The sequence below is a fragment of the Streptomyces sp. TLI_171 genome, from assembly GCF_003610255.1.
Classification (GTDB): Bacteria; Actinomycetota; Actinomycetes; order Streptomycetales; family Streptomycetaceae; genus Kitasatospora.
Window position 1 is genome coordinate 7,245,009 of record NZ_RAPS01000001.1, and the last position, 17,067, is coordinate 7,262,075.

The 17,067-nt window shown below is 75.7% G+C and carries 18 protein-coding genes; 8 read left to right on the forward strand and 10 right to left on the reverse strand.

Annotated features, from left to right (window positions below; translation table 11 throughout):
* Positions 1–60 precede the first annotated feature (60 nt).
* Both BX266_RS32240 and BX266_RS32245 read left to right on the forward strand, forming a co-directional pair.
* Positions 61–867 carry a helix-turn-helix domain-containing protein gene (locus tag BX266_RS32240; RefSeq protein ID WP_099905678.1) on the forward strand — a complete coding sequence of 269 codons (807 nt, stop codon included), beginning with the start codon at positions 61–63 and terminating at the stop codon, positions 865–867.
* A 135-nt stretch (positions 868–1,002) separates the two neighbouring features.
* On the forward strand, positions 1,003–2,448 hold the full coding sequence (locus BX266_RS32245) for an MFS transporter (RefSeq protein WP_099905680.1): 1,446 nt from the start codon (positions 1,003–1,005) through the stop codon (positions 2,446–2,448).
* Between the two features lie 90 nt (positions 2,449–2,538).
* Here BX266_RS32245 and BX266_RS32250 read toward each other — a convergent pair whose 3' ends face one another.
* The 4 genes from BX266_RS32250 to BX266_RS32265 are packed head-to-tail and all read right to left on the reverse strand — an operon-like array spanning position 2,539 to position 6,361.
* A complete protein-coding gene (locus BX266_RS32250; RefSeq protein WP_099905682.1) occupies positions 2,539–2,889 on the reverse strand; it encodes a hypothetical protein in 351 nt (116 codons plus the stop codon).
* Between the two features lie 58 nt (positions 2,890–2,947).
* Positions 2,948–3,769 carry a DUF1684 domain-containing protein gene (locus BX266_RS32255; RefSeq protein ID WP_099905684.1) on the reverse strand — a complete coding sequence of 274 codons (822 nt, stop codon included), beginning with the start codon at positions 3,767–3,769 and terminating at the stop codon, positions 2,948–2,950.
* Positions 3,766–5,127, reverse strand: coding sequence for an NtaA/DmoA family FMN-dependent monooxygenase (locus BX266_RS32260; protein WP_099905686.1), 1,362 nt, complete (start codon positions 5,125–5,127; stop codon positions 3,766–3,768). The genes BX266_RS32255 and BX266_RS32260 overlap by 4 nt, the downstream gene beginning before the upstream one ends.
* A 16-nt stretch (positions 5,128–5,143) precedes the next feature.
* Positions 5,144–6,361 carry an LLM class flavin-dependent oxidoreductase gene (locus BX266_RS32265; RefSeq protein WP_099905688.1) on the reverse strand — a complete coding sequence of 406 codons (1,218 nt, stop codon included), beginning with the start codon at positions 6,359–6,361 and terminating at the stop codon, positions 5,144–5,146.
* Positions 6,362–6,894: 533 nt separating this feature from the next.
* On the opposite strand from BX266_RS32265, the gene BX266_RS41300 reads away from it, so the two are divergent.
* From BX266_RS41300 to BX266_RS32275, 3 genes are all read left to right on the forward strand, one after another.
* Positions 6,895–6,972, forward strand: coding sequence for a putative leader peptide (locus BX266_RS41300; protein WP_399171319.1), 78 nt, complete (start codon positions 6,895–6,897; stop codon positions 6,970–6,972).
* Between the two features lie 71 nt (positions 6,973–7,043).
* Positions 7,044–7,772 carry a GNAT family N-acetyltransferase gene (locus tag BX266_RS32270; protein WP_099905690.1) on the forward strand — a complete coding sequence of 243 codons (729 nt, stop codon included), beginning with the start codon at positions 7,044–7,046 and terminating at the stop codon, positions 7,770–7,772.
* Positions 7,769–8,845, forward strand: coding sequence for an LLM class flavin-dependent oxidoreductase (locus BX266_RS32275; protein ID WP_099905691.1), 1,077 nt, complete (start codon positions 7,769–7,771; stop codon positions 8,843–8,845). The genes BX266_RS32270 and BX266_RS32275 overlap by 4 nt, the downstream gene beginning before the upstream one ends.
* Before the next feature lie 149 nt (positions 8,846–8,994).
* Here the strand turns inward: BX266_RS32275 and BX266_RS32280 are convergent, their stop codons facing one another.
* The 3 genes from BX266_RS32280 to BX266_RS32290 all read right to left on the reverse strand — a co-directional run bounded on the left by BX266_RS32280 (position 8,995) and on the right by BX266_RS32290 (position 11,791).
* Entirely contained in the window at positions 8,995–10,224 is a 1,230-nt protein-coding gene (locus BX266_RS32280) for a PP2C family protein-serine/threonine phosphatase (protein WP_099905693.1), read from the reverse strand.
* Positions 10,225–10,548: 324 nt separating this feature from the next.
* Positions 10,549–10,911, reverse strand: a complete 363-nt coding sequence (locus tag BX266_RS32285; RefSeq protein WP_099905694.1) for a MauE/DoxX family redox-associated membrane protein — start codon at positions 10,909–10,911, stop codon at positions 10,549–10,551.
* A 112-nt stretch (positions 10,912–11,023) separates the two neighbouring features.
* A complete protein-coding gene (locus BX266_RS32290; RefSeq protein ID WP_099905696.1) occupies positions 11,024–11,791 on the reverse strand; it encodes an alpha/beta fold hydrolase in 768 nt (255 codons plus the stop codon).
* 61 nt (positions 11,792–11,852) lie between these two features.
* On the opposite strand from BX266_RS32290, the gene BX266_RS32295 reads away from it, so the two are divergent.
* A complete protein-coding gene (locus BX266_RS32295) occupies positions 11,853–12,284 on the forward strand; it encodes a MarR family winged helix-turn-helix transcriptional regulator (protein ID WP_099905697.1) in 432 nt (143 codons plus the stop codon).
* A gap of 7 nt (positions 12,285–12,291) precedes the next feature.
* On the opposite strand, the gene BX266_RS32300 is transcribed toward BX266_RS32295, so the two are convergent.
* Together BX266_RS32300 and BX266_RS32305 are read right to left on the reverse strand one after the other, a co-directional pair.
* Positions 12,292–12,489 (reverse strand): hypothetical protein, encoded by a 198-nt coding sequence (locus BX266_RS32300; RefSeq protein WP_099905699.1) that lies wholly within the window; start codon positions 12,487–12,489, stop codon positions 12,292–12,294.
* Between the two features lie 84 nt (positions 12,490–12,573).
* On the reverse strand, positions 12,574–13,452 hold the full coding sequence (locus BX266_RS32305) for an alpha/beta fold hydrolase (protein WP_099905700.1): 879 nt from the start codon (positions 13,450–13,452) through the stop codon (positions 12,574–12,576).
* 132 nt (positions 13,453–13,584) lie between these two features.
* Here BX266_RS32305 and BX266_RS32310 point away from each other — a divergent pair, with 132 nt between their 5' ends.
* Both BX266_RS32310 and BX266_RS32315 read left to right on the forward strand, forming a co-directional pair.
* Positions 13,585–15,519 (forward strand): AfsR/SARP family transcriptional regulator, encoded by a 1,935-nt coding sequence (locus BX266_RS32310; RefSeq protein WP_099905702.1) that lies wholly within the window; start codon positions 13,585–13,587, stop codon positions 15,517–15,519.
* 59 nt (positions 15,520–15,578) lie between these two features.
* Positions 15,579–15,941: a hypothetical protein gene (locus BX266_RS32315; protein ID WP_099905703.1), complete on the forward strand. Its 363-nt coding sequence runs from the start codon at positions 15,579–15,581 to the stop codon at positions 15,939–15,941.
* Here the strand turns inward: BX266_RS32315 and BX266_RS32320 are convergent.
* The gene (locus BX266_RS32320) at positions 15,926–17,011 is read right to left on the reverse strand and encodes a LacI family DNA-binding transcriptional regulator (protein WP_099905705.1); all 1,086 of its coding nucleotides are present in this window, start codon (positions 17,009–17,011) and stop codon (positions 15,926–15,928) included. The genes BX266_RS32315 and BX266_RS32320 overlap by 16 nt on opposite strands.
* Positions 17,012–17,067: the final 56 nt, after the last annotated feature.

The following is a 17,067-nucleotide window of genomic DNA, read 5'->3' on the forward strand; positions in this document are numbered from 1 at the left end:
CGGCGGGGGCGGGCCCCGGCGTAGATTGGGACGTGCGGGCGGGGAGACGGGGAGGCTGCGGTGGCGACGGTCGAGCGGACGGACGAGGACGAGGCAGCGGCGGGGCGGCTGCTGGCGCAGTGGCGGCGGCGACGGCGGCTCAGCCAACTGGAACTGGCGAACCTGACCGGCGTCTCGGCGCGGCACATCGGCTTCGTCGAGACCGGCCGGTCGCGGCCCAGCCGGGAGATGCTGCTGCGACTCGCCGAGCAGTTGGACGTGCCGCTGCGGGAACGCAACCCGCTGCTGCTGGCGGCCGGTTACGCGCCCGTGTTCGGCGAGACCCCGCTGGGCGACCCGGCGATGCGGCCGGTGCTGGCGGCCGTCGAACGGGTGCTGGCCGGGCACCAGCCGTACCCGGCGCTGGTGGTGGACGGCGGCTGGGACATCCTGGCGACCAACCGGGCCTTCGACCTGTTCACCGAGGGCGTAGCCCCGGAACTGCTGGAGCCCCCGTTCAACGGCCTGCGGCTGGTCCTGCACCCCGAAGGGATGGCCCCGCGGATCGCCAACCTCGGCCTGTGGCGCGGCAAACTGCTCGGCCGACTGCGCCGCCGGGCCGTCGTCGAACCCCGACTCCGGCCGCTGTACCAGGAGTTGCTCGGCTACCCGTGCGAGCAGCCGGTGCCCGAGGTGGACGTGCCGGGCCCCAGCGACATCTGGCTTCCGCTCGAACTGCGCTGCGACGGCACGGTGTTGACGTTCATCGCGACCCTCGCCACGTTCGGCACCGCCCGGGACCTGACCATGGCCGAGCTGCTCATCGAGAGCTTCTTCCCCGCCGACGACCGCACCGCCGCCCACCTGGAGCAGCACCGTGCGGGCTGAACCGCACCTACCTGACGGGTAGTTGAGCGGGCACGCGGCCGGGACCAGAGTGGAGCCCACCGCGCCCCGCCGCTCGAAGCGGCCGGAGGGCGCGGACCTCCCCGGCCGATCGCACCCGCAGGAGCCTGCCCTCCCATGACCGACAGCACCACCGTGCCCCGGGCCGCCCAGAACCCGCCCGCCGCCGCACCGCACCGTGCCACCCTGCCCGTCGTGCTCGCCGGAGTGTTCCTGGCGGGGCTCGACTTCTTCGTGGTCAACGTCGCCGTCCCCGCCGTCCAACTCGACCTGCACGCCACCGACGCGCAGATCCAACTCATCGTCGCCGCCTACGCGTTGATGTACGGAGTCGGACTGATCAGCGGCGGCCGGCTCGGCGACCTGTACGGTCGGCGCCGGATCCTCGGGCTCGGCGTCGCCCTGTTCACCCTCGCCTCGGTCGCCTGCGGGGCCGCACCCACCGTAGAACTGCTGATCGCCGGACGGATCGCCCAGGGCGCCGCGGCCGCCCTGATGGCCCCCCAGGTGCTCGGCATCATCACCACCGCCTACCACGGCCCCGCCCGCACCCGGGCCGTCACCTGGTACGCCGCCGCCTCCGGAATCGCCGCCGTGTTCGGCCAGTTGATCGGCGGGCTGCTGATCCGCACCGACCTGCTCGGTCTCGGCTGGCGGGCCTGCTTCCTGGTCAACCTGCCGATCGGGCTGGCCGCCACCGTCCTCACCGCCCGGGTGCTGCCCGAGTCCAGGGCTCCCGGCCGCCCGCGCCTCGATCCGGTCGGACTGGTCCTGGTCACCGCCGCGCTGACCGCCGTCTGCCTGCCGCTGATCGAAGGCCGCGAACGCGGCTGGCCGCTCTGGACCTGGCTGGCCCTCGCCGCCGCACCCGTGCTTTTCGCGCTGTTCGCCGCCCAGCAGCGCCGCCTGCTGCGCACCGGCGGCTCGCCCACCCTCGACCTGTCGCTGCTGCGCGAACGCGCCTTCGCCGCCGGCCTGGCCGCCCAACTGACCTTCTGGGCCTCGATGGCCTCCTACTTCCTGGTGTTCGCGCTGTACCTCCAGCAGGGCCGCCACCTCGCCCCGCTCGCCTCCGGCCTGGTCTTCACCGTCCTCGGCGTCGGCTACGTCCTCGCCTCCACCACCGCCCGCCACCTGGCCGCCCGCCTCGGCCGGCACACCATCACGCTGGGCTGTGCGCTGCGCGCCACCGGCCTGCTGCTCGAACTGTGGGCCGTCACCGGCATCGGCCACACCGGCACCCTGTGGTGGCTGGTCCCCGGCCTGTTCCTGGACGGCTGCGGCATGGGCCTGTCCTTCGCCCCGCTCGCCACCACCGTCCTCGCCCGGGTCCCCGCCGCGAGCGCCGGATCCGCCGCCGGCATCCTCACCACCGGCCTCCAGGTCGGCAACGCGCTCGGCGTCGCCCTGATCGGCCTGGTCTTCTACCGCGTCCTCGCCGCCCACCCGGGCCCGGACGCCCACCCGGCGGCGTTCCGCGCCTGCCTGCTGTTCGTCCTCGGCGCCACGGCGCTCCTCGCCCTGGTCGTGCAGGCCCTGCCCGCCACCACCGAGAAGGACTGACCGGGCCGCCTTCGTCGGGAGCGCCCGCCGGGGGTCGACCTCCTCGCCCCGGACGCCGGGACCACCAGGTCATCGCGGACCGACCGGCCGTCACCACAGGCCGGCGGACAGGTCCGGGTCCCGCATCCCCGGGAGCGCGTAACCCTCCTCCTCGTCCCACGGCACGTCCAGGTCGTCCAGGTGCACGTGCCACTGCGCTCCCGCGACCGCCCGCCGCAGCGCAGTGACGCCGTCCAGCACCGCGGCCAGCACGGGCAGCACCAGCTCCGGGTCGAACGGCAGCTTGGTCGACCCGGCCAGCACCGCGCCGTCCCCGCCGTAGAGGCACAGCCCCTCCTCCTCCGGGAAGGGGAACGCGGCGACCACCCGCTCCACCTCCGCGGACTCGGCAGCCGTCAGGGCGGTCGCGCGACGCGCGGAGTAGTACACGGAGACGCTCATGCGCCCGAGCGTACGGCGGGGGTGCGACGAACCCGCACCACCGCCGTACGGCGGTGCGCTACGGGCGGGTGGTGCGCTCGTAGGGGATCTGCTCGCCGGCCTCGATCGCGGTGGGCAGGCGGTTCTCGGCGGGCGGGAGGGGGCAGGTGGCCAGGTCGGTGTAGGCGCAGGGGAGGTTGGTGGCGCGGTTGAAGTCGACGGTGACGCGGTGGTCGGGGGAGGGGGCGGGGATGGTGAGGGAGCGGTTGGCGGCGTAGGTGGTGACGCCGGAGGTGGCGTCGGTGAACAGGACCTGGAGGGTGCCGGGGAGGTGGCCGTTGAAGGCGGTGAGGCGGTGCACGGAGCCGTCGGGGAGGGTGAACTCGATCTCGCCCGGCGCGTCGTAGACGTGCTGGAGGCCCTCGACGGCCGCCCCGACGGTGACCGGGCGCGGGGCGTCGAACGGCAGGTAGCGGCCGGTCAGCGACCAGCGCGGGTCGGCCGGGTAGGCGGGGGTGCGGGTGAACTGCCGCAGCAGCGGGTTGTCGGGGTGGCGGGGCCGGACGATGTCGTGGCCGCCGCGCTTGGCGACCTCGATCACCGCTTCACCGGCCTGCGCGTACACGCCGCCGCGCTCCTCCAGCACGCCGAACAGGTGCCGCCCCTGCACCGGTGCGCCGTCGACGAGCAGTTCCTCGCCCTCGTCCAGCTCGACCAGGACGCCCTCCGGGCCGGTCGACCAGGCGCCGGGCGCGTCGGGGAAGCGGGCCGGTTCGGCGTCCAGCCAGTGCAGGCCGGTGACGGCGAGGAAGCCGTGCGGGTCGGCCAGGGCGCGGTCCTTCGCGGCGTGCCACTCCTCCCAGTCACGGGTGAAGGCGTCCAGCTCGGTGGTGGTGGTCATATCGACTCCTCGGTGCGGCGGTTCGGCAGGTTCAGGTGCTCGCGCAGGGTGGTGCCGGTGTACTCGGTGCGGAAGACGCCGCGCTCCTGGAGCAGCGGGACGACCGTGTCGGCGAACTCGTCCAGTCCGCCGGGAGTGAGGTGCGGGGCCAGGATGAAGCCGTCGGAGGCGTCCGCCTGGACGAAGCGGTTCAGCTCCTCGGCGACCCGGGCGGGCGTGCCGACGAAGGACTGACGGCCCGTCACCTCAATGATCAGGTCGCGGATGGAGAGGCCCTTGGCCTCCGCGAGCGCCCGCCACTCGCGGGCCAGCGCCAGCGGGTCGCGGTTCATCCGGACCGAGGCCCGGCCCTGCGCGACGGTGTGCTCGCCGACCAGCGGATCGACCTCCGGCAGCGGCCCGTCCGGGTCGTAGCCGGACAGGTCCCGGTTCCACAGCTGCTCCAGCAGCCGGATCGCGGTCTGTCCGCTGACCTGCTGACGGCGGATCAGCTCGGCCTTCTCGTGCGCCTCCGCGTCCGTCGCGCCCAGCGCGAAGGTCACCGCGGGCAGGATCTTCAGTTCGTCCCGGGTGCGCCCGTAGCGGGCCAGCCGGCCCTTCACGTCGGCGTAGAACGCCTGCCCGGCGTCCAGGGTGCCGTGCCGGGAGAAGATCGCGTCGGCGGAGGCGGCGGCGAACTCCCGGCCCTGGTCGGAGTCGCCGGCCTGGAAGATCACCGGACGCCCCTGCGGGCTGCGCGGCACGTCGAAGCGCCCCGCGATGTCGAACTGGTCGTCCTGGTGGGCGAACCGGCCCGCGTCGGGGTCGCTCAGGAACTCGCCGCTCGCCCGGTCCGCGAGGATCTCGTCGCCGCGCCAGGAGTCGAACAGCCGCCAGGACGCCTCCAGGAACCGGCGGGCCCGGGTGTAGCGGTCGCCTTCCGCCAGGAAGCCGCCGCGGCGGAAGTTCTCTCCGGTGAAGGCGTCCCAGGAGGTCACCACGTTCCACGCCGAGCGGCCGGCCGACAGGTGGTCCAGCGTGGCGAACTGCCGGGCCACCTCGTACGGTTCGTTGAAGGTCGAGTTGATCGTCCCGGCCAGGCCCAGCCGGTCGGTGACGGCCGCCAGCGCCGCCAGCACGGTGAAGGTGTCCGGCCGGCCGACCACGTCCAGGTCGTAGATCAGCCCGTTCTGCTCGCGCAGCCGCAGGCCCTCGGCCAGGAACAGGAAGTCGAACTTGGCGCGCTCGGCGGTCCGCGCCAGGTGCACGAAGGAGCTGAACTCGATCTGGCTGCCGGCCGCCGGGTCGCTCCACACGGTGGTGTTGTTGACGCCGGGGAAGTGCGCGGCGAGATGGATCTGCTTGAGCGGCTTGCTCATGACGGGTCCTCGGAGGTCAGGCGCCGGCGGCGGCGTAGCGGTTGGCGGGGCGCGGCAGGCCCAGCAGGCCGCGCAGGGTGGACGCCTCGTAGGCGGTGCGGAACAGTCCGCGGCGCTGCAGCTCCGGCACCAGGGCCCGGGTGACCTGTTCCAGGTCGTACGGCAGCGCGCCCGGGCGGAGCCGGAACCCGGTCAGCCCGGCCGTCGTCAACTCCTCGATCAGGTCGGCGAGTTCGGCCGCCGTCCCGGCGAAGATCCGGGCGTCGCTCGCGTACTCCGAGCCGGCCGACGCGTTCAGTCGCTCCAGCCGGGCGGCCGCCGCGCCGGGCCGCTCGTCCAGGAACACCACCAGGTCGGCGAAGACGTGCACGGTCTCCGCCGCCCGGCCCGCGTCCGCCTGCGCCGCGCGGATCTCGGCCAGCACCGCCCGCGCGTCGGCGGCGTCGCGCGGGGTGGTGAACGCCAGGTCGGTGGCGCGGCCGGCCAGCCGGAACGGCTCGCCCCGGTGCGCGAGCGCCGCCACCGGCGGCTGGCCCTGCGGCGGACGCGGGGTGATCGACGGGCCGCGGACGCTGAACCGGGACCCGGTGAAGTCGATGTAGTGCAGCTTCTCCCGGTCGATGAACCGCCCCGTGGCGGCGTCGCGGATCTCCGCGTCGTCCTCCCAGCTGTCCCACAGCCGGCGCAGCACCTCCACGTACTCCTCGGCCTCGCCGAACTCCGCCGCCAGCACGGCCAGCGCCGCCGGGTCGTCCAGCGCGTCCAGGCGCAGCGCGGGCGCGGCCCGGCGACCGAAGTGCGCGGCCTCGTCGACCCGCCCGGACACCTTCACCCGCAGCCCGGCCCGGCCGCCGCTGACGAAGTCCAGGGTCGCCACCGCCTTCGACAGGTGGAACGGCTCGGTGTGCGTCACCACCGCCGTCGGGAGCAGGCCGATGTGCCGGGTCAGCGGCGCGATCCGGGCCGCCAGCAGCACCGAGTCCAGCCGCCCGCGCACCCGGTCGGTCCGCGCGTCCGGCTCGAACGGGTGCTCCGACTGCAGGCTCAGCCCGTCCTCGAAGGTCAGCAGGTCGAGCAGGCCGCGCTCCGCCTCCGCCGCCAGGTCCGCCCAGTACCGGGCGGTCAACAACTCCTCGGGCCGGGCCTCCGGCTCCCGCCACGCGGCGGGATGCCAACCGGCGCCGTCCAACGCGACGGCCAGGTGCAGGGGGACGGGGGACTGCGGAACGGGCATGGCGGACCTACGTCTTTCGGCAGGCAGGGCAACAGGCAGGGCAAGGGGCGGGATGCCGGCGGGATGTCGGCGGGGGAGCGGCGCGACGGGAGGCGGGCGGGCGTCGGACGGTGCGCGTCGACGCCGGGCGGGGCGCGGTGGTGCGGGCCGGGCCCTTCCGGGCTCCGGTGCGGCCGGGCGCGCCGCTAGCGGGCTTCGGTCACCGGGCGCGGGCGCTACAGAGCGCGGTGGTCACGCGCAGCAGGTCGATGTGCAGCCGCTGGGAGGTCGTGGTGACCCGGCAGGCGGTCTTGACGGTCGTCGCGTTCGAGTGCCGCACCGTCCACCTCCTCCGCCGTTCGGCCACGCAGCTCGCGGCACCCAGGTGCCGCCGTCCTCGCACCGTAACCCCGCACCGCGGCCGGGCACAACGCTGTTCACGCAGCGGTAACGATCGGCGGCCTGACGTGCCGTCAGCGACGTTGACAGGCGCGCCGGGCCGCGCCTAGCTTTGCCGACCACGACAGTCGAACGGCGAGCGGGAGGGGCGGACGGTGACCTTGACCCGGCGGCTCCACCTCGACCTGCTGCGGGTCAGCAGCGCCCTCTGTCCGGCGGCCCGCCCGCGCTGACGGCCCCGCTCACCCGGCGGCGGCCGCGTTCCCCCGCACCCGCCCCTCCGCCCACGGGAGCCCCGACCGCCGTGACCCTCCGCACCGCGCTGCCCGCCGCCGACGCCCCCGCCGTGGCCGTCCTGGACAACCCCGCGTGGGCCGCGCTCACCGGCCCGCACGCCCATCTCGCCGAACGGGTCGGCCTCGCCGCCCGCTACCCCGTCGACGTCTCGCCGTTCACCGCGCTCGCCGACCCGGCCGACCCGCGCGCCTGGCAGGACCTCGCCGCCCTCGCCGGGCCGCCCGGCAGCACCGTGCCGGTCACCGCCGCCGAAGGAGCGCCCGACGGCTGGGAGGTCCTGGAGTCCGGCGCGGGCGTCCAACTCCTCGCCACCGCGCTGCGCACCGAGCCCGCGCCCGAGGCCGTCCGGCTCGGGCCCGCGGACGTCCCCGAGATGCTCGACCTGGTCGCCCGGACCCGCCCCGGGCCGTTCCTGCCGCGCACCGTGCTGCTCGGCGACTACCTCGGCCTGCGCGAGGACGGACGCCTGATCGCGATGGCCGGCGAACGCCTGCGACTGCCGGGCTGGACCGAGATCAGCGCCGTCTGCACCGACCCCGCCCACCGCGGCCGCGGCCTCGCCACCCGCCTGGTCCGCGCCGTCGCCCACGGCATCGAACAGCGCGGCGACACCCCGTTCCTGCACACCGCCGCCGACAACGCGGCCGCGATCCGGCTGTACCGGTCACTCGGCTTCACGCTGCGCCGCCGCACCGCGTTCCTGCTGGTCCGCACCCCCGGCGGAGAGCCGCGGTGACCGCCTTCCACTGGTTCCTGCCCACCGGCGGAGACGCCCGCGACCTCGGCGGCGCCGCGCACGGCACCGGCATCGGCGGGCCCGCCGCGGCCACCGCCGACCGCCCCGCGACGCTGGGCTACCTCACCCAACTCGCCCGGGCCGCCGACGAGCTGGGCTTCGAGGGGGTGCTCACCCCGACCGGCGCGCACTGCGAGGACGCCTGGATCACCACCGCCGCGCTGATCGCCGCCACCCGCCGTCTGAAGTTCCTGGTCGCCTTCCGGCCCGGCCTGGTCGAACCCGCGCTCGCCGCCCACACCGCCGCCACCTTCCAACGGCTCTCCGAGGGGCGGCTGCTGCTCAACGTGGTGGCGGGCGGCAGCGACGCCGAACAGCGCGGCTACGGCGACCGGCTCGGCCACGACGCGCGCTACGCCCGCGCCGCGGAGTTCCTCGACGTGGTCCGCACCGCCTGGCAGGGCAGGCCCTACGACCACCACGGCCCCCACTACCGGATCGACGGCGGCCACCTGCACCGACCGCCCGAACCCGCCCCGCGGGTCTACTTCGGCGGCTCCTCCGCCCCCGCCCTCGCGGTCGCCGCCCGGCACGCCGACACCTACCTCACCTGGGGCGAACCCGTGCCGCAGGTCGCCGCGAAGATCGCCCGGGTCCGCGAACTCGCCGCCGCGCACGGCCGCGCACCGCGCTTCGGCCTGCGGATCCACGTCCTCAGCCGGGACACCGAGGAGCGGGCCCGCCAGGACGCCGAAGCCCTGATCGCCGGCCTCGACGCCGCCGCCGTCACCGCCGCCCAGCAACGCCTGCGCACCCTGGAGTCCGTCGGCCAGCGCCGCATGCTCGCCCTGCACGACGGCGACCGGGACCGCCTCTGGATCGCCCCCGGCCTGTGGGCCGGCATCGGCCTGGTCCGCGGCGGCGCGGGCACCGCCCTGGTCGGCTCCCACCAGCAGGTCGCCGACCGCCTCGCCGAGTACCGGGCCGCCGGCATCGACGAGTTCGTCCTCTCCGGCTACCCCCACCTCGAGGAGGCCTACACCTTCGCCGAACGGGTCCGCCCGCTGCTCTGACGGGGACGCCGTCGAAGGGACCTGATGGCCCGTCGGAACAGGGCCGGTCGGCCCTGGCGGGGCCGGGGCTCGGTGGCGGAGCATGGGGGCTCACCCGTTGGACGGGCCGGCGGGGCCGTGACACCCCGTCGGCCCAGCGCGGCCGGTGGTCACCAAGTGGTGGGGTGCGGGCGGGTGTTGTCGAGGAGGGGCGGGACGGCGGGCTGCCATTCGATCATCATGATGGTGGCGTCGTCGGTGAGGCCCTCGGGCTGGTGCTCCAGGATGGCGTGCATCAGGCGGCGCAGCGCCTCGGGAGCGGGCTCACCGGCGGCGGTGGCGCGGATGACGAAATCGGTGAAGCGGTCCAGGCCGAAGAACTCGTGGTGGGCGCCCTTCGCGTCGACGACGCCGTCGGTGTAGATCAGCAGCCGGTCGCCGGGCTTCAGGGAGGCGGTCTGCACCGAGCGGCGGGCGGTCCCGAGGCGGGCCAGGCCGAGGGGGAGTTCTTCCGGGCCCGCGAGCGCGTCGGCGACCACCTCGCCGCCGCGGATCAGCAGCGGCGGCGGATGGCCGCAGTTGGACCAGTGCAGGGTGCCGGTGGCGATGTCCAGGCGGAGGAAGACGCCGGTGGCGAAGCGGTCGGGGAACCAGCGGTGCAGCGCCTCGTCGATGGTGTCGACCAGGTCGGGGACGTCGGCGCCGTTGCGGCGGGCGTTGCGGCAGGCCGCGAGGGCCAGCGCGGCAGTCAGTCCGGAGGCGAGGTCGTGGCCCATGGCGTCCAGCACGGCGGCGTGCAGCACCCCGTCCGCGAGCGAGTGCTCGAACGCGTCGCCGCCCAGCCGGTAGGCGGGTTCGAGGACGGCGGTGGAGATCGCCCGGTCGGTGCAGACGGTGCGCGGGGGGAGGAAGGCGCGGAGCATCTCGGACGGCAGGCTCATGGTGTCGGCGCGGGTGCCGTGCGCGTAGCTGTCGCTGACGTCGCGCTTGGAGGTGATCACCATGGCGAGCACGGCGGCGAGCAGCCGGCAGCGCCGGATCGACTCCCGGTCGAGGGCCGGGGTGCGCAGGCCCATCACGCCGAGGCGCTCCGCGCCGTCCGTGAGCGGGAACCAGGCGATCAGGCCGGTCCCGGTGTCCTCGGCGACCCGCAGCGAGCCGCTGCGGAACGCCGAGCCCGCCAGCGTGTCGTCGATGGCCAGGTCGGGGCCGCCGGCGAGCGAGACCAGGCGGTTCTGCTGGATGTCGGCCAGGTACACGGCGCTCGACCCGAGGCCGAGGTCACGGGTGTACTGCTCGGCGATGCGCGGGGCGTCCCGCGGGTCGAGGGTGCGTCCGGCGGTGAGGAACCGCTCCAGCAGTTCCTCGCCGAGGTTCAGCGGCGGCGTGTCGGCAGGCATCCCTCCACCCGACCCCGGAACGCCCGCCGCCGCTCGTCGACGCAGCGCGTCCGGCCGCGGAACGCACCGGACGGAGGACCGGCCGCCGCCATTTGCCGGACCGCTGACGTCCCCTCAGGGGCGGCCCGGTCCGCGAACCCCGGCGGCCCCGCGACACGCGGCCGGCCTTCGGCCCGGAAGGGCGTCCGGGTACGCACGCTCGCCGCGCCGGCTGGAGGGCCGAGGGCTCATCGAGGAGGAGACCCCGGCACGCCCGCAGCCCGCAGCGGACGCCGCGGGGCTGCTTCGGCGGTCGAACAGGCCCCGGGGCGGGGCGGCGCGGGGTCAGCCGCGGGAGACCCGGAGGGCCCAGGCGATCAGCGGGACCTGGAGGGGGAGGCGGGCCACGGCGGCGGCCCGGAGCGGGGCCGGGCGGTGACGCCAGTCGTAGGCCATCTTCACGTTGGCGGGGAAGACCGCGGTGAACAGTCCGGCGGCGGCCAGCGCGCCGGCCCGGCGGCTGCGCGGGTGGAGCACGGCCGCGCCGACGGCGAGTTCGGCGACCCCGCTGGCCCTGGTCCAGGTGCGGGGCGTGCCGGGCAGGCTGCGCGGGACGATCGCGTCGAACGGCCGGGGCGCGGCGAAGTGCGCGACGCCCGCCGCCAGCAGCAGTCCGCCCAGCAGGCGGGCGGAACGTTCGGCGGTCATGGCCACTCCCGGGGGTCGCGGGCGTCGCGGCCGGAACGCTGCTGAAGCCCTTTGCTACTGGAGAGTAGCCGGACGGGCCGCCGAGCGGAACAGCCCCTCCCCGGCGCCGGGTTCACGCCGGGCGGCGCAGCAGGGCGTCCAGGTGCGCGAAGGTGGCGGCGGGCTGCTCGATGTGCGGCAGGTGACCGGCCTCGGGGACGGTGACGAAGCGGCCGTCGGCGAAGGCCCGGGCGTAGGCGGCGCCGTACGCGGGGGTGGCGACGCGGTCGCTCTCGCCCCAGACCAGCAGCGCGGGCACCCGCACCCGGGCCAGGCGCGCCCGCAGACCGGGGTCGTGCATGTACGGGTCGCCGGCCAGCGCCCGCATGGTGGCCGCGTTGCCCCGGCGGCGGGCGAGTTCGGCGGGCGGCAGGGCGGCGGGGTCGACGTGGTACCGGTCGGGGCGGTGCCAGGAGTGCTCGGCCAGACCGCGGGCGTCCAGGGCGAAGACGTCCGCGATCGGCTCGCCCTCGACCGCGATGCCGACGGCGTTGATCAGGACCAGGCCGCCGACCGTCCCCCCGTCGTCCTGGGTGGCCATCTCGGCGGCGATCCACCCGCCGAGCGAGGAGCCGACCACCAGCACGTCCCGCAGCTCCCGGTCGTGGAGCAGGGCCAGGTAGGAGGCGGCGAGGTCGGCCATGGAGGTGATCCCGGCCGGGAGTTCGGTGCCGTCCCAGCCGGGGTGGACGGCCGTGAGGGTGTGCGCGGTACGGGACAGGTGGTCGGTCAGGCCGGCCACGGTCCCCGGCCCGCCGCCGCCGTGCAGGATCAGCACGGGACGGCCGGCGCCGGCCTCGGTGACGGTCGGGGACGGTTGCGCGGTTCGCTGGAGGCTCATGCGACCACCATAACTAAACATGCTTAATTAAGCTAGCTTAGTCAGACGGTAGGATCGCCCCATGCACCCTGAGCCCCACGTCCTCGGCCGCGCGGTCAAGCAGGTCCAGTACCGCCAGCACCGCGCCCTGGACAGCGCGCTGGCGGCCGCCGGCACCACCCTCGCCCAGTGGGACGCGCTGCGCGCGATCGGCCACCGCCCCGGCGCCTCGGCACGCGAGCTCGCCGCCGTCACCTTCCAGACCGAGCAGTCCTTCGGCACCCTGGCCGGCCGCCTGACCGCCCAGGGACTGATCGAGCGCCGCCCCGGCCACGGACGGCGCCTCGAACACCACCTCACCCCGGCCGGCGAGCAGGTCCGCGCGGCGGGCAGCCGCGTCGCGGACGAGGTGCTGGCCGCGCACTTCGCCCCGCTGGCCCCCGCGGACCGGGCCACCCTGCTCCGGCTGCTCGACCGGCTGACCGGGGAGGACGCCGTACCGCTCGTACCCTGACGGATCCTCAGGGCGCCTGGCTGTCCGCGGCCGGGGGTTCGGGCGCGCCGTGCTCCTCGGCCTTGGCGCGCACGTCGGCGGGCGTCGGCGAAGTGATCGAGCGCTCCTCGGCCGACCGCTCGCGGACGGCCTCCTTCGGAGTGCTCCCGGCGGCCCGGTCCTTGGCCGGGTCACGCTCCAGGTCCGGGTTCTCGGGCGTGGGCATCGCAGGCTCCTCTCGTCGCTCCGGCATGAGCACCCAGCGGCTACCCGGCCCGGCCGCGCCCACACCCGCCGCCGGGCCCCGCTGTCAGCGGTCGAGCAGGTCCAGGATCAGCGCGGCGACCTCCTGCGGGGCCTCCTCCGCCATGAAGTGGCCCGCCCCGGTGGTGAGGTGGCGCAGGTCGGCGGCCCACGGACGCCAGCGCGCGGCCGCGTCGAAGCCCAGCAGGGCGCCCCAGTCCTGCTGGACGACCGTCACCGGCATGGCCAGCCGGCGGCCCGCGTCCCGATCGGCCCGGTCGTGCACCAGGTCGACGCCGGCGGTGGCACGGTAGTCGGCCACGATCGACGGGACGGCCTCCCGGCTCGCCCGGAGGTACTCGGCGCGCACCTCGGCCGGGATCGCCTCCGGGCTCGCCGACCAGGCGTCCAGGAAGTGCCCGAAGAACGCGTCCGCGCTGTTGGCGATCAGCTGCTCCGGCAGGCCCGGCGGCTGCGCCATCAGGTACAGGTGGAACGCCACCGCCGCATCCACCCCGTGCAGCACGTCCCAGCTGTCCAGGGCCGGCAGGACGTCCAGGATCCCCAGGTGGCTGACCCGGTCCGGATGGTCCAGGCCGGCCCGGAAGGCGACGTGCGCACCCCGGTCGTGCCCGACCAGCGCGAACCGGTCGAAGCCCAGCGCCCCGGTCAGCGCGACCACGTCGGCGGCCATCGTCCGCTTGGAGTAGGTGTCCTCCGAGACCGCCGCGGGCTTCCCGCTGGCGCCGTAGCCGCGCAGGTCGGGACAGATCACGGTGCGGTGCGCGGCCAGCAACGGCGCCACCCGGCGCCACATCAGGCGGGTCTGCGGGAAGCCGTGCAGCAGCACCAGCGCCGGGCCCCGCCCCCCGACCGCCGCGGTCAGCTCGACGCCCTCCGCCACGCCGATCGTCCTGGTCCCGAATCCCTCGATGGTCACGGCCACGGCCGCTCAACTCCTTCGTCCTCGCCGGCGGCGCCGGTGCGCCCGCCGCTGTCCACGGCCACCAGCATCGGCGCGCCCGATCAGCAGCGGATCAGCGGCGGCGGCCGCCCTGCCGGGCACCACAATGAAGGGATGGAGATCCAGGTCAGGGTGCTCGGACCGGTCGGGGCCGGCGACGCCGAGGGCCGGCCCGTCGCGGTCGGCAGCCGTCGCCGCCGCGAACTCCTGGGCCGGCTGGTGGCCGCCGGCGGCCGGCCCGTCCCGCTCGCGGTGCTGGTCGACGACCTCTGGCCGGACCCGCCGCCCACCGCCACCGGGACGGTGCGCACCTTCGTCGGCGAGCTGCGCCGCGCCCTCGACCCCGACCGGCCCCCGCGCGCCCCGTCCCGGGTCATCGAGACCGTCGGCACCGGCTACGCCCTGCGACTCCCGCGCACCCGCGTCGACGCCCACCGCTTCGAGGACACCCTCGCCGCCGTCCGCGGCCGGCCGGACACCGAGGTCGCCGCCACGCTCACCGAGGCCCTCGGCTGGTGGCACGGCGAACCGTACGCCGACCTCGACGCCGCCGCCTGGCTCCTCCCCGAACGCGCCCGGCTGACCGAACTCCACCGCCAGGCAGTCGAGTTGCGCGCCGGAGCGGTGCTGGAGCTGGGCCGCGGCGCCCCCCTCGTCCCGGAGCTGGAGGCCTTCGCCGCCGCCCACCCCTGGCGGGAGCCCGCCTGGGCGCTGCTCGCCCGCGCGCTCTACCAGGCCGGCCGGCAGGTCGACGCGCTGGCCGTGCTGCGCGAGGCCCGGACCGGGCTGCTGGACCGGTTCGGACTGGACTCCGCGGACCGCCTCGACCACCTCGAACACGACATCCTCCGGCACGCCGCCCACCTCACCCCGGCGCCCCCGGACCAGGAGCGGCTGCGCCTGCTGCGGCGCACCGAGGCCGCCGGGGACTACACCCGGCTGCGCGCGATGAGCACCGTGGCCGGCGCCGCCGCCGTCACCGGCGGCAGCAACCTGGTGCTCGCCCAGCAGCAGCGCACCGCCGCCGCCCTGGAGGCCGAACGCGCCGGCGACCCCGTCCGCACCGCCCGGGTGATCGCCGCGTACGACGTCCCCACCGTCTGGACTCGCGCCGACGACCCCGAACGGGCCGCCGCCCTGGTCGCCGCCACCCGGCGCACCCTGCACCGCCTCGGCCCCGACGCGCCGCCCGCCCTGCGGGCCCGGCTGCTCGCCACCCTCGGACTCGAACACCGCGGGACCCGCGACGCCTGGGCCGTCGAGGCCGCGCACGAGGCCGAGCGGCTGGCCCGCGAACTGCACGACCCGCAGGTGCTGGCGCTCGCCCTGGACGCCCGCTTCGTGCAGTCCTTCCAGCGCCCCGGCCGGAGCGCCGAACGCGACGCCCTCGCCGAGGAACTGATCGACCTGGCGGTCCGGCACGACCTGCCGGCGTCCGAGATCCTCGGCCATCTGATCAAGCTCCAGGTACACGCGGCGCGCGGCGACACCGAGGCCGCGGACCGGCACGCCGCGGCCGCCGAACGACTGGGCGCCGTCCACGAGAGCCCGCTGGTCCAGGTGCTCACCGCCGGATACCGGGCGATGCGCCTGGCCGAACGCTCGACCGACCCCGCAGGGGCGGCCCGCGCCTACCGGGCGCTGGCCGCCGACCTGGCCGGCGCCGGCATGCCCGGACTGGCGACCGGACTGCTCCCGCTCGCCCTGCTGTCGCTGCGCCTGCGCCACCGGCAGCCCGCACCCACCGACCCCGGGCTCGACTGGGGCCCGTACCGCCCGTGGGCCCAGCCGCTGATCGAACTGGCCCGCGGCGACGAGGCGGCCGCCCGCCGCGCCGCCGCCGCACTCCCGGAGCCCCGGGCCGACCACCTGTACGACGCGCTGTGGGCCGTCACCGCGCACACCGCGCTCCGGCTGCCCGACGAAGCGCTGGCCGACCGGGCCCGCCGCGCCCTCGCCCCGCTGCGCGGCCAGATCGCCGGCGGCACCACCGCGCTGGTCGGCTTCGGCCCGGTCGACGACCTGCTGGCCGCGCTCGACCGGCCGTAGCGCGGCGCGTGGCACTTCGGGGGTGGGCGACGGCGGGACGGTGTCCTAGGCTCAGAGGCATGCCGAACCCTGACGGGCTGCTCGTCGACATCGCCGCGATGGTCGAGTCCGAGCACAGCAACCAGATGTCCCTGACCGTGGTCGTTCCGGGCGCCGTGATCACCGGCCGGCTCGCGCCGGTGGCCCTGTGGTGGGAACGCGTCGCCGAGGTCCTGCAGGCCTCCGACCACCTGAAGCCGTTCGCCACCCTGTTCGCCCCGCCCGCCGGTGGCTCGTCCACCCCGCCGACCCATCTCCACCTGCACCTGGCGCGGATCCTGCAGGGCGAAGTCGGACTGCCGCACGCCGGCGGCATGTACCGCATCGCCATCGAGGACATCAGCGCCTGGTCGATCGGCGACCTCAGCTACTCCGACATCTGAAGCCGCGCCGACGTCCGAAGCTCCTCCGACCGCTGATCCGACCGGCCGGCACTGCTGGCCCTGATGACGAGCCGTGGCGCGATGGTCACGTGCGACACCGGCGTGCCCGGCTCGTCGATCAGCCGCAGCAGCAGGTCGATCCCGGCCCGGCCGATCGCGGTGAAGTCCTGCCGGACGGTGGTCAGCGGCGGCGTGATGTACGCGCCCTCGGGCAGGTCGTCGAAACCCGCCACCGCGACGTCCTCCGGCATCCGCACCCCGGCCTCGTGCAACGCCCGGACCACGCCGAGCGCCATGTGGTCGTTGGCGGCGAACACCGCCGTGGGCCGCGACGCGTCACCGGCGCGGAACGCCTCAGCCACCTGCCGGCCCGCCGCGTGACCGGACGCCGGGCTCCAGTCCCCGGTCAGGTGCGGCGGCACCGGGAGGCCCGCCGACTCCAGGGCGGTCCGCCAGCCCTGCAGGCGGCCCTCCGCCTCGATCCACTCGCCGGGCCCCGCGACGTGCCAGACGGTGGTGCGGCCGAGCGACAGCAGGTGCTCGGTGATCGCCCGCGCCCCCGCGAACTGGTCCACGGCCACCCCGGGGACGTCGAGGTCGTGCCCGCCCTCCACCGTCACGATCGGGAACGGCTGGGGGAGCCGGGCCAGCGCCGCCACCGTGTGCCGGTGCGGCGTCATCACCACCACGCCGTCCACCCCCCAGGTGCCCAGCCGCTCCAACGCCTTGCCGAGGGCGTGCTCGGTGAGCTCCTCCAGGCCGACCGAGGCCACCAGGTAGTCCTCCTGCCGGGCGGCCCGCTCCAGGCCCGCCAGGATGCTGGCCGGGCCGAACAGCGTGGTGTTGGCCGCGACCACGCCGAGCGTCCGGCTGCGCCTGGTCACCAGCGTCCGGGCCGCCGAGTTCGGCCGGTAGCCCAGCTCGGCGATCGCCTGCAGCACCCGCTTCCTGGTCGCCTCGCGGACGTTGGGGTGGTCGCTGAGCACGCGGGAGACGGTCTGGTGCGACACGCCGGCGACCTGCGCGACGTCGGCCATCGTCGGCGGACGCCGATCGCCAGCCTCATCCATGCTGCTCCTCGATCCTTCGGTGCCGACCGGACGGCGTCCGATCCGCCAACAGTACT

Coding starts and splice junctions, on each gene's coding strand:
- BX266_RS32245 (WP_099905680.1), top strand. CDS start 1,003: ATGACCGACAGCACCACCGTGCCCCGGGCCGCCCAGAACCCGCCCGCC.
- BX266_RS32250 (WP_099905682.1), bottom strand. CDS start 2,889: ATGAGCGTCTCCGTGTACTACTCCGCGCGTCGCGCGACCGCCCTGACG.
- BX266_RS32255 (WP_099905684.1), bottom strand. CDS start 3,769: ATGACCACCACCACCGAGCTGGACGCCTTCACCCGTGACTGGGAGGAG.
- BX266_RS32260 (WP_099905686.1), bottom strand. CDS start 5,127: ATGAGCAAGCCGCTCAAGCAGATCCATCTCGCCGCGCACTTCCCCGGC.
- BX266_RS32265 (WP_099905688.1), bottom strand. CDS start 6,361: ATGCCCGTTCCGCAGTCCCCCGTCCCCCTGCACCTGGCCGTCGCGTTG.
- BX266_RS32280 (WP_099905693.1), bottom strand. CDS start 10,224: ATGCCTGCCGACACGCCGCCGCTGAACCTCGGCGAGGAACTGCTGGAG.
- BX266_RS32285 (WP_099905694.1), bottom strand. CDS start 10,911: ATGACCGCCGAACGTTCCGCCCGCCTGCTGGGCGGACTGCTGCTGGCG.
- BX266_RS32290 (WP_099905696.1), bottom strand. CDS start 11,791: ATGAGCCTCCAGCGAACCGCGCAACCGTCCCCGACCGTCACCGAGGCC.
- BX266_RS32295 (WP_099905697.1), top strand. CDS start 11,853: ATGCACCCTGAGCCCCACGTCCTCGGCCGCGCGGTCAAGCAGGTCCAG.
- BX266_RS32300 (WP_099905699.1), bottom strand. CDS start 12,489: ATGCCCACGCCCGAGAACCCGGACCTGGAGCGTGACCCGGCCAAGGAC.
- BX266_RS32310 (WP_099905702.1), top strand. CDS start 13,585: ATGGAGATCCAGGTCAGGGTGCTCGGACCGGTCGGGGCCGGCGACGCC.
- BX266_RS32315 (WP_099905703.1), top strand. CDS start 15,579: ATGCCGAACCCTGACGGGCTGCTCGTCGACATCGCCGCGATGGTCGAG.
- BX266_RS32320 (WP_099905705.1), bottom strand. CDS start 17,011: ATGGATGAGGCTGGCGATCGGCGTCCGCCGACGATGGCCGACGTCGCG.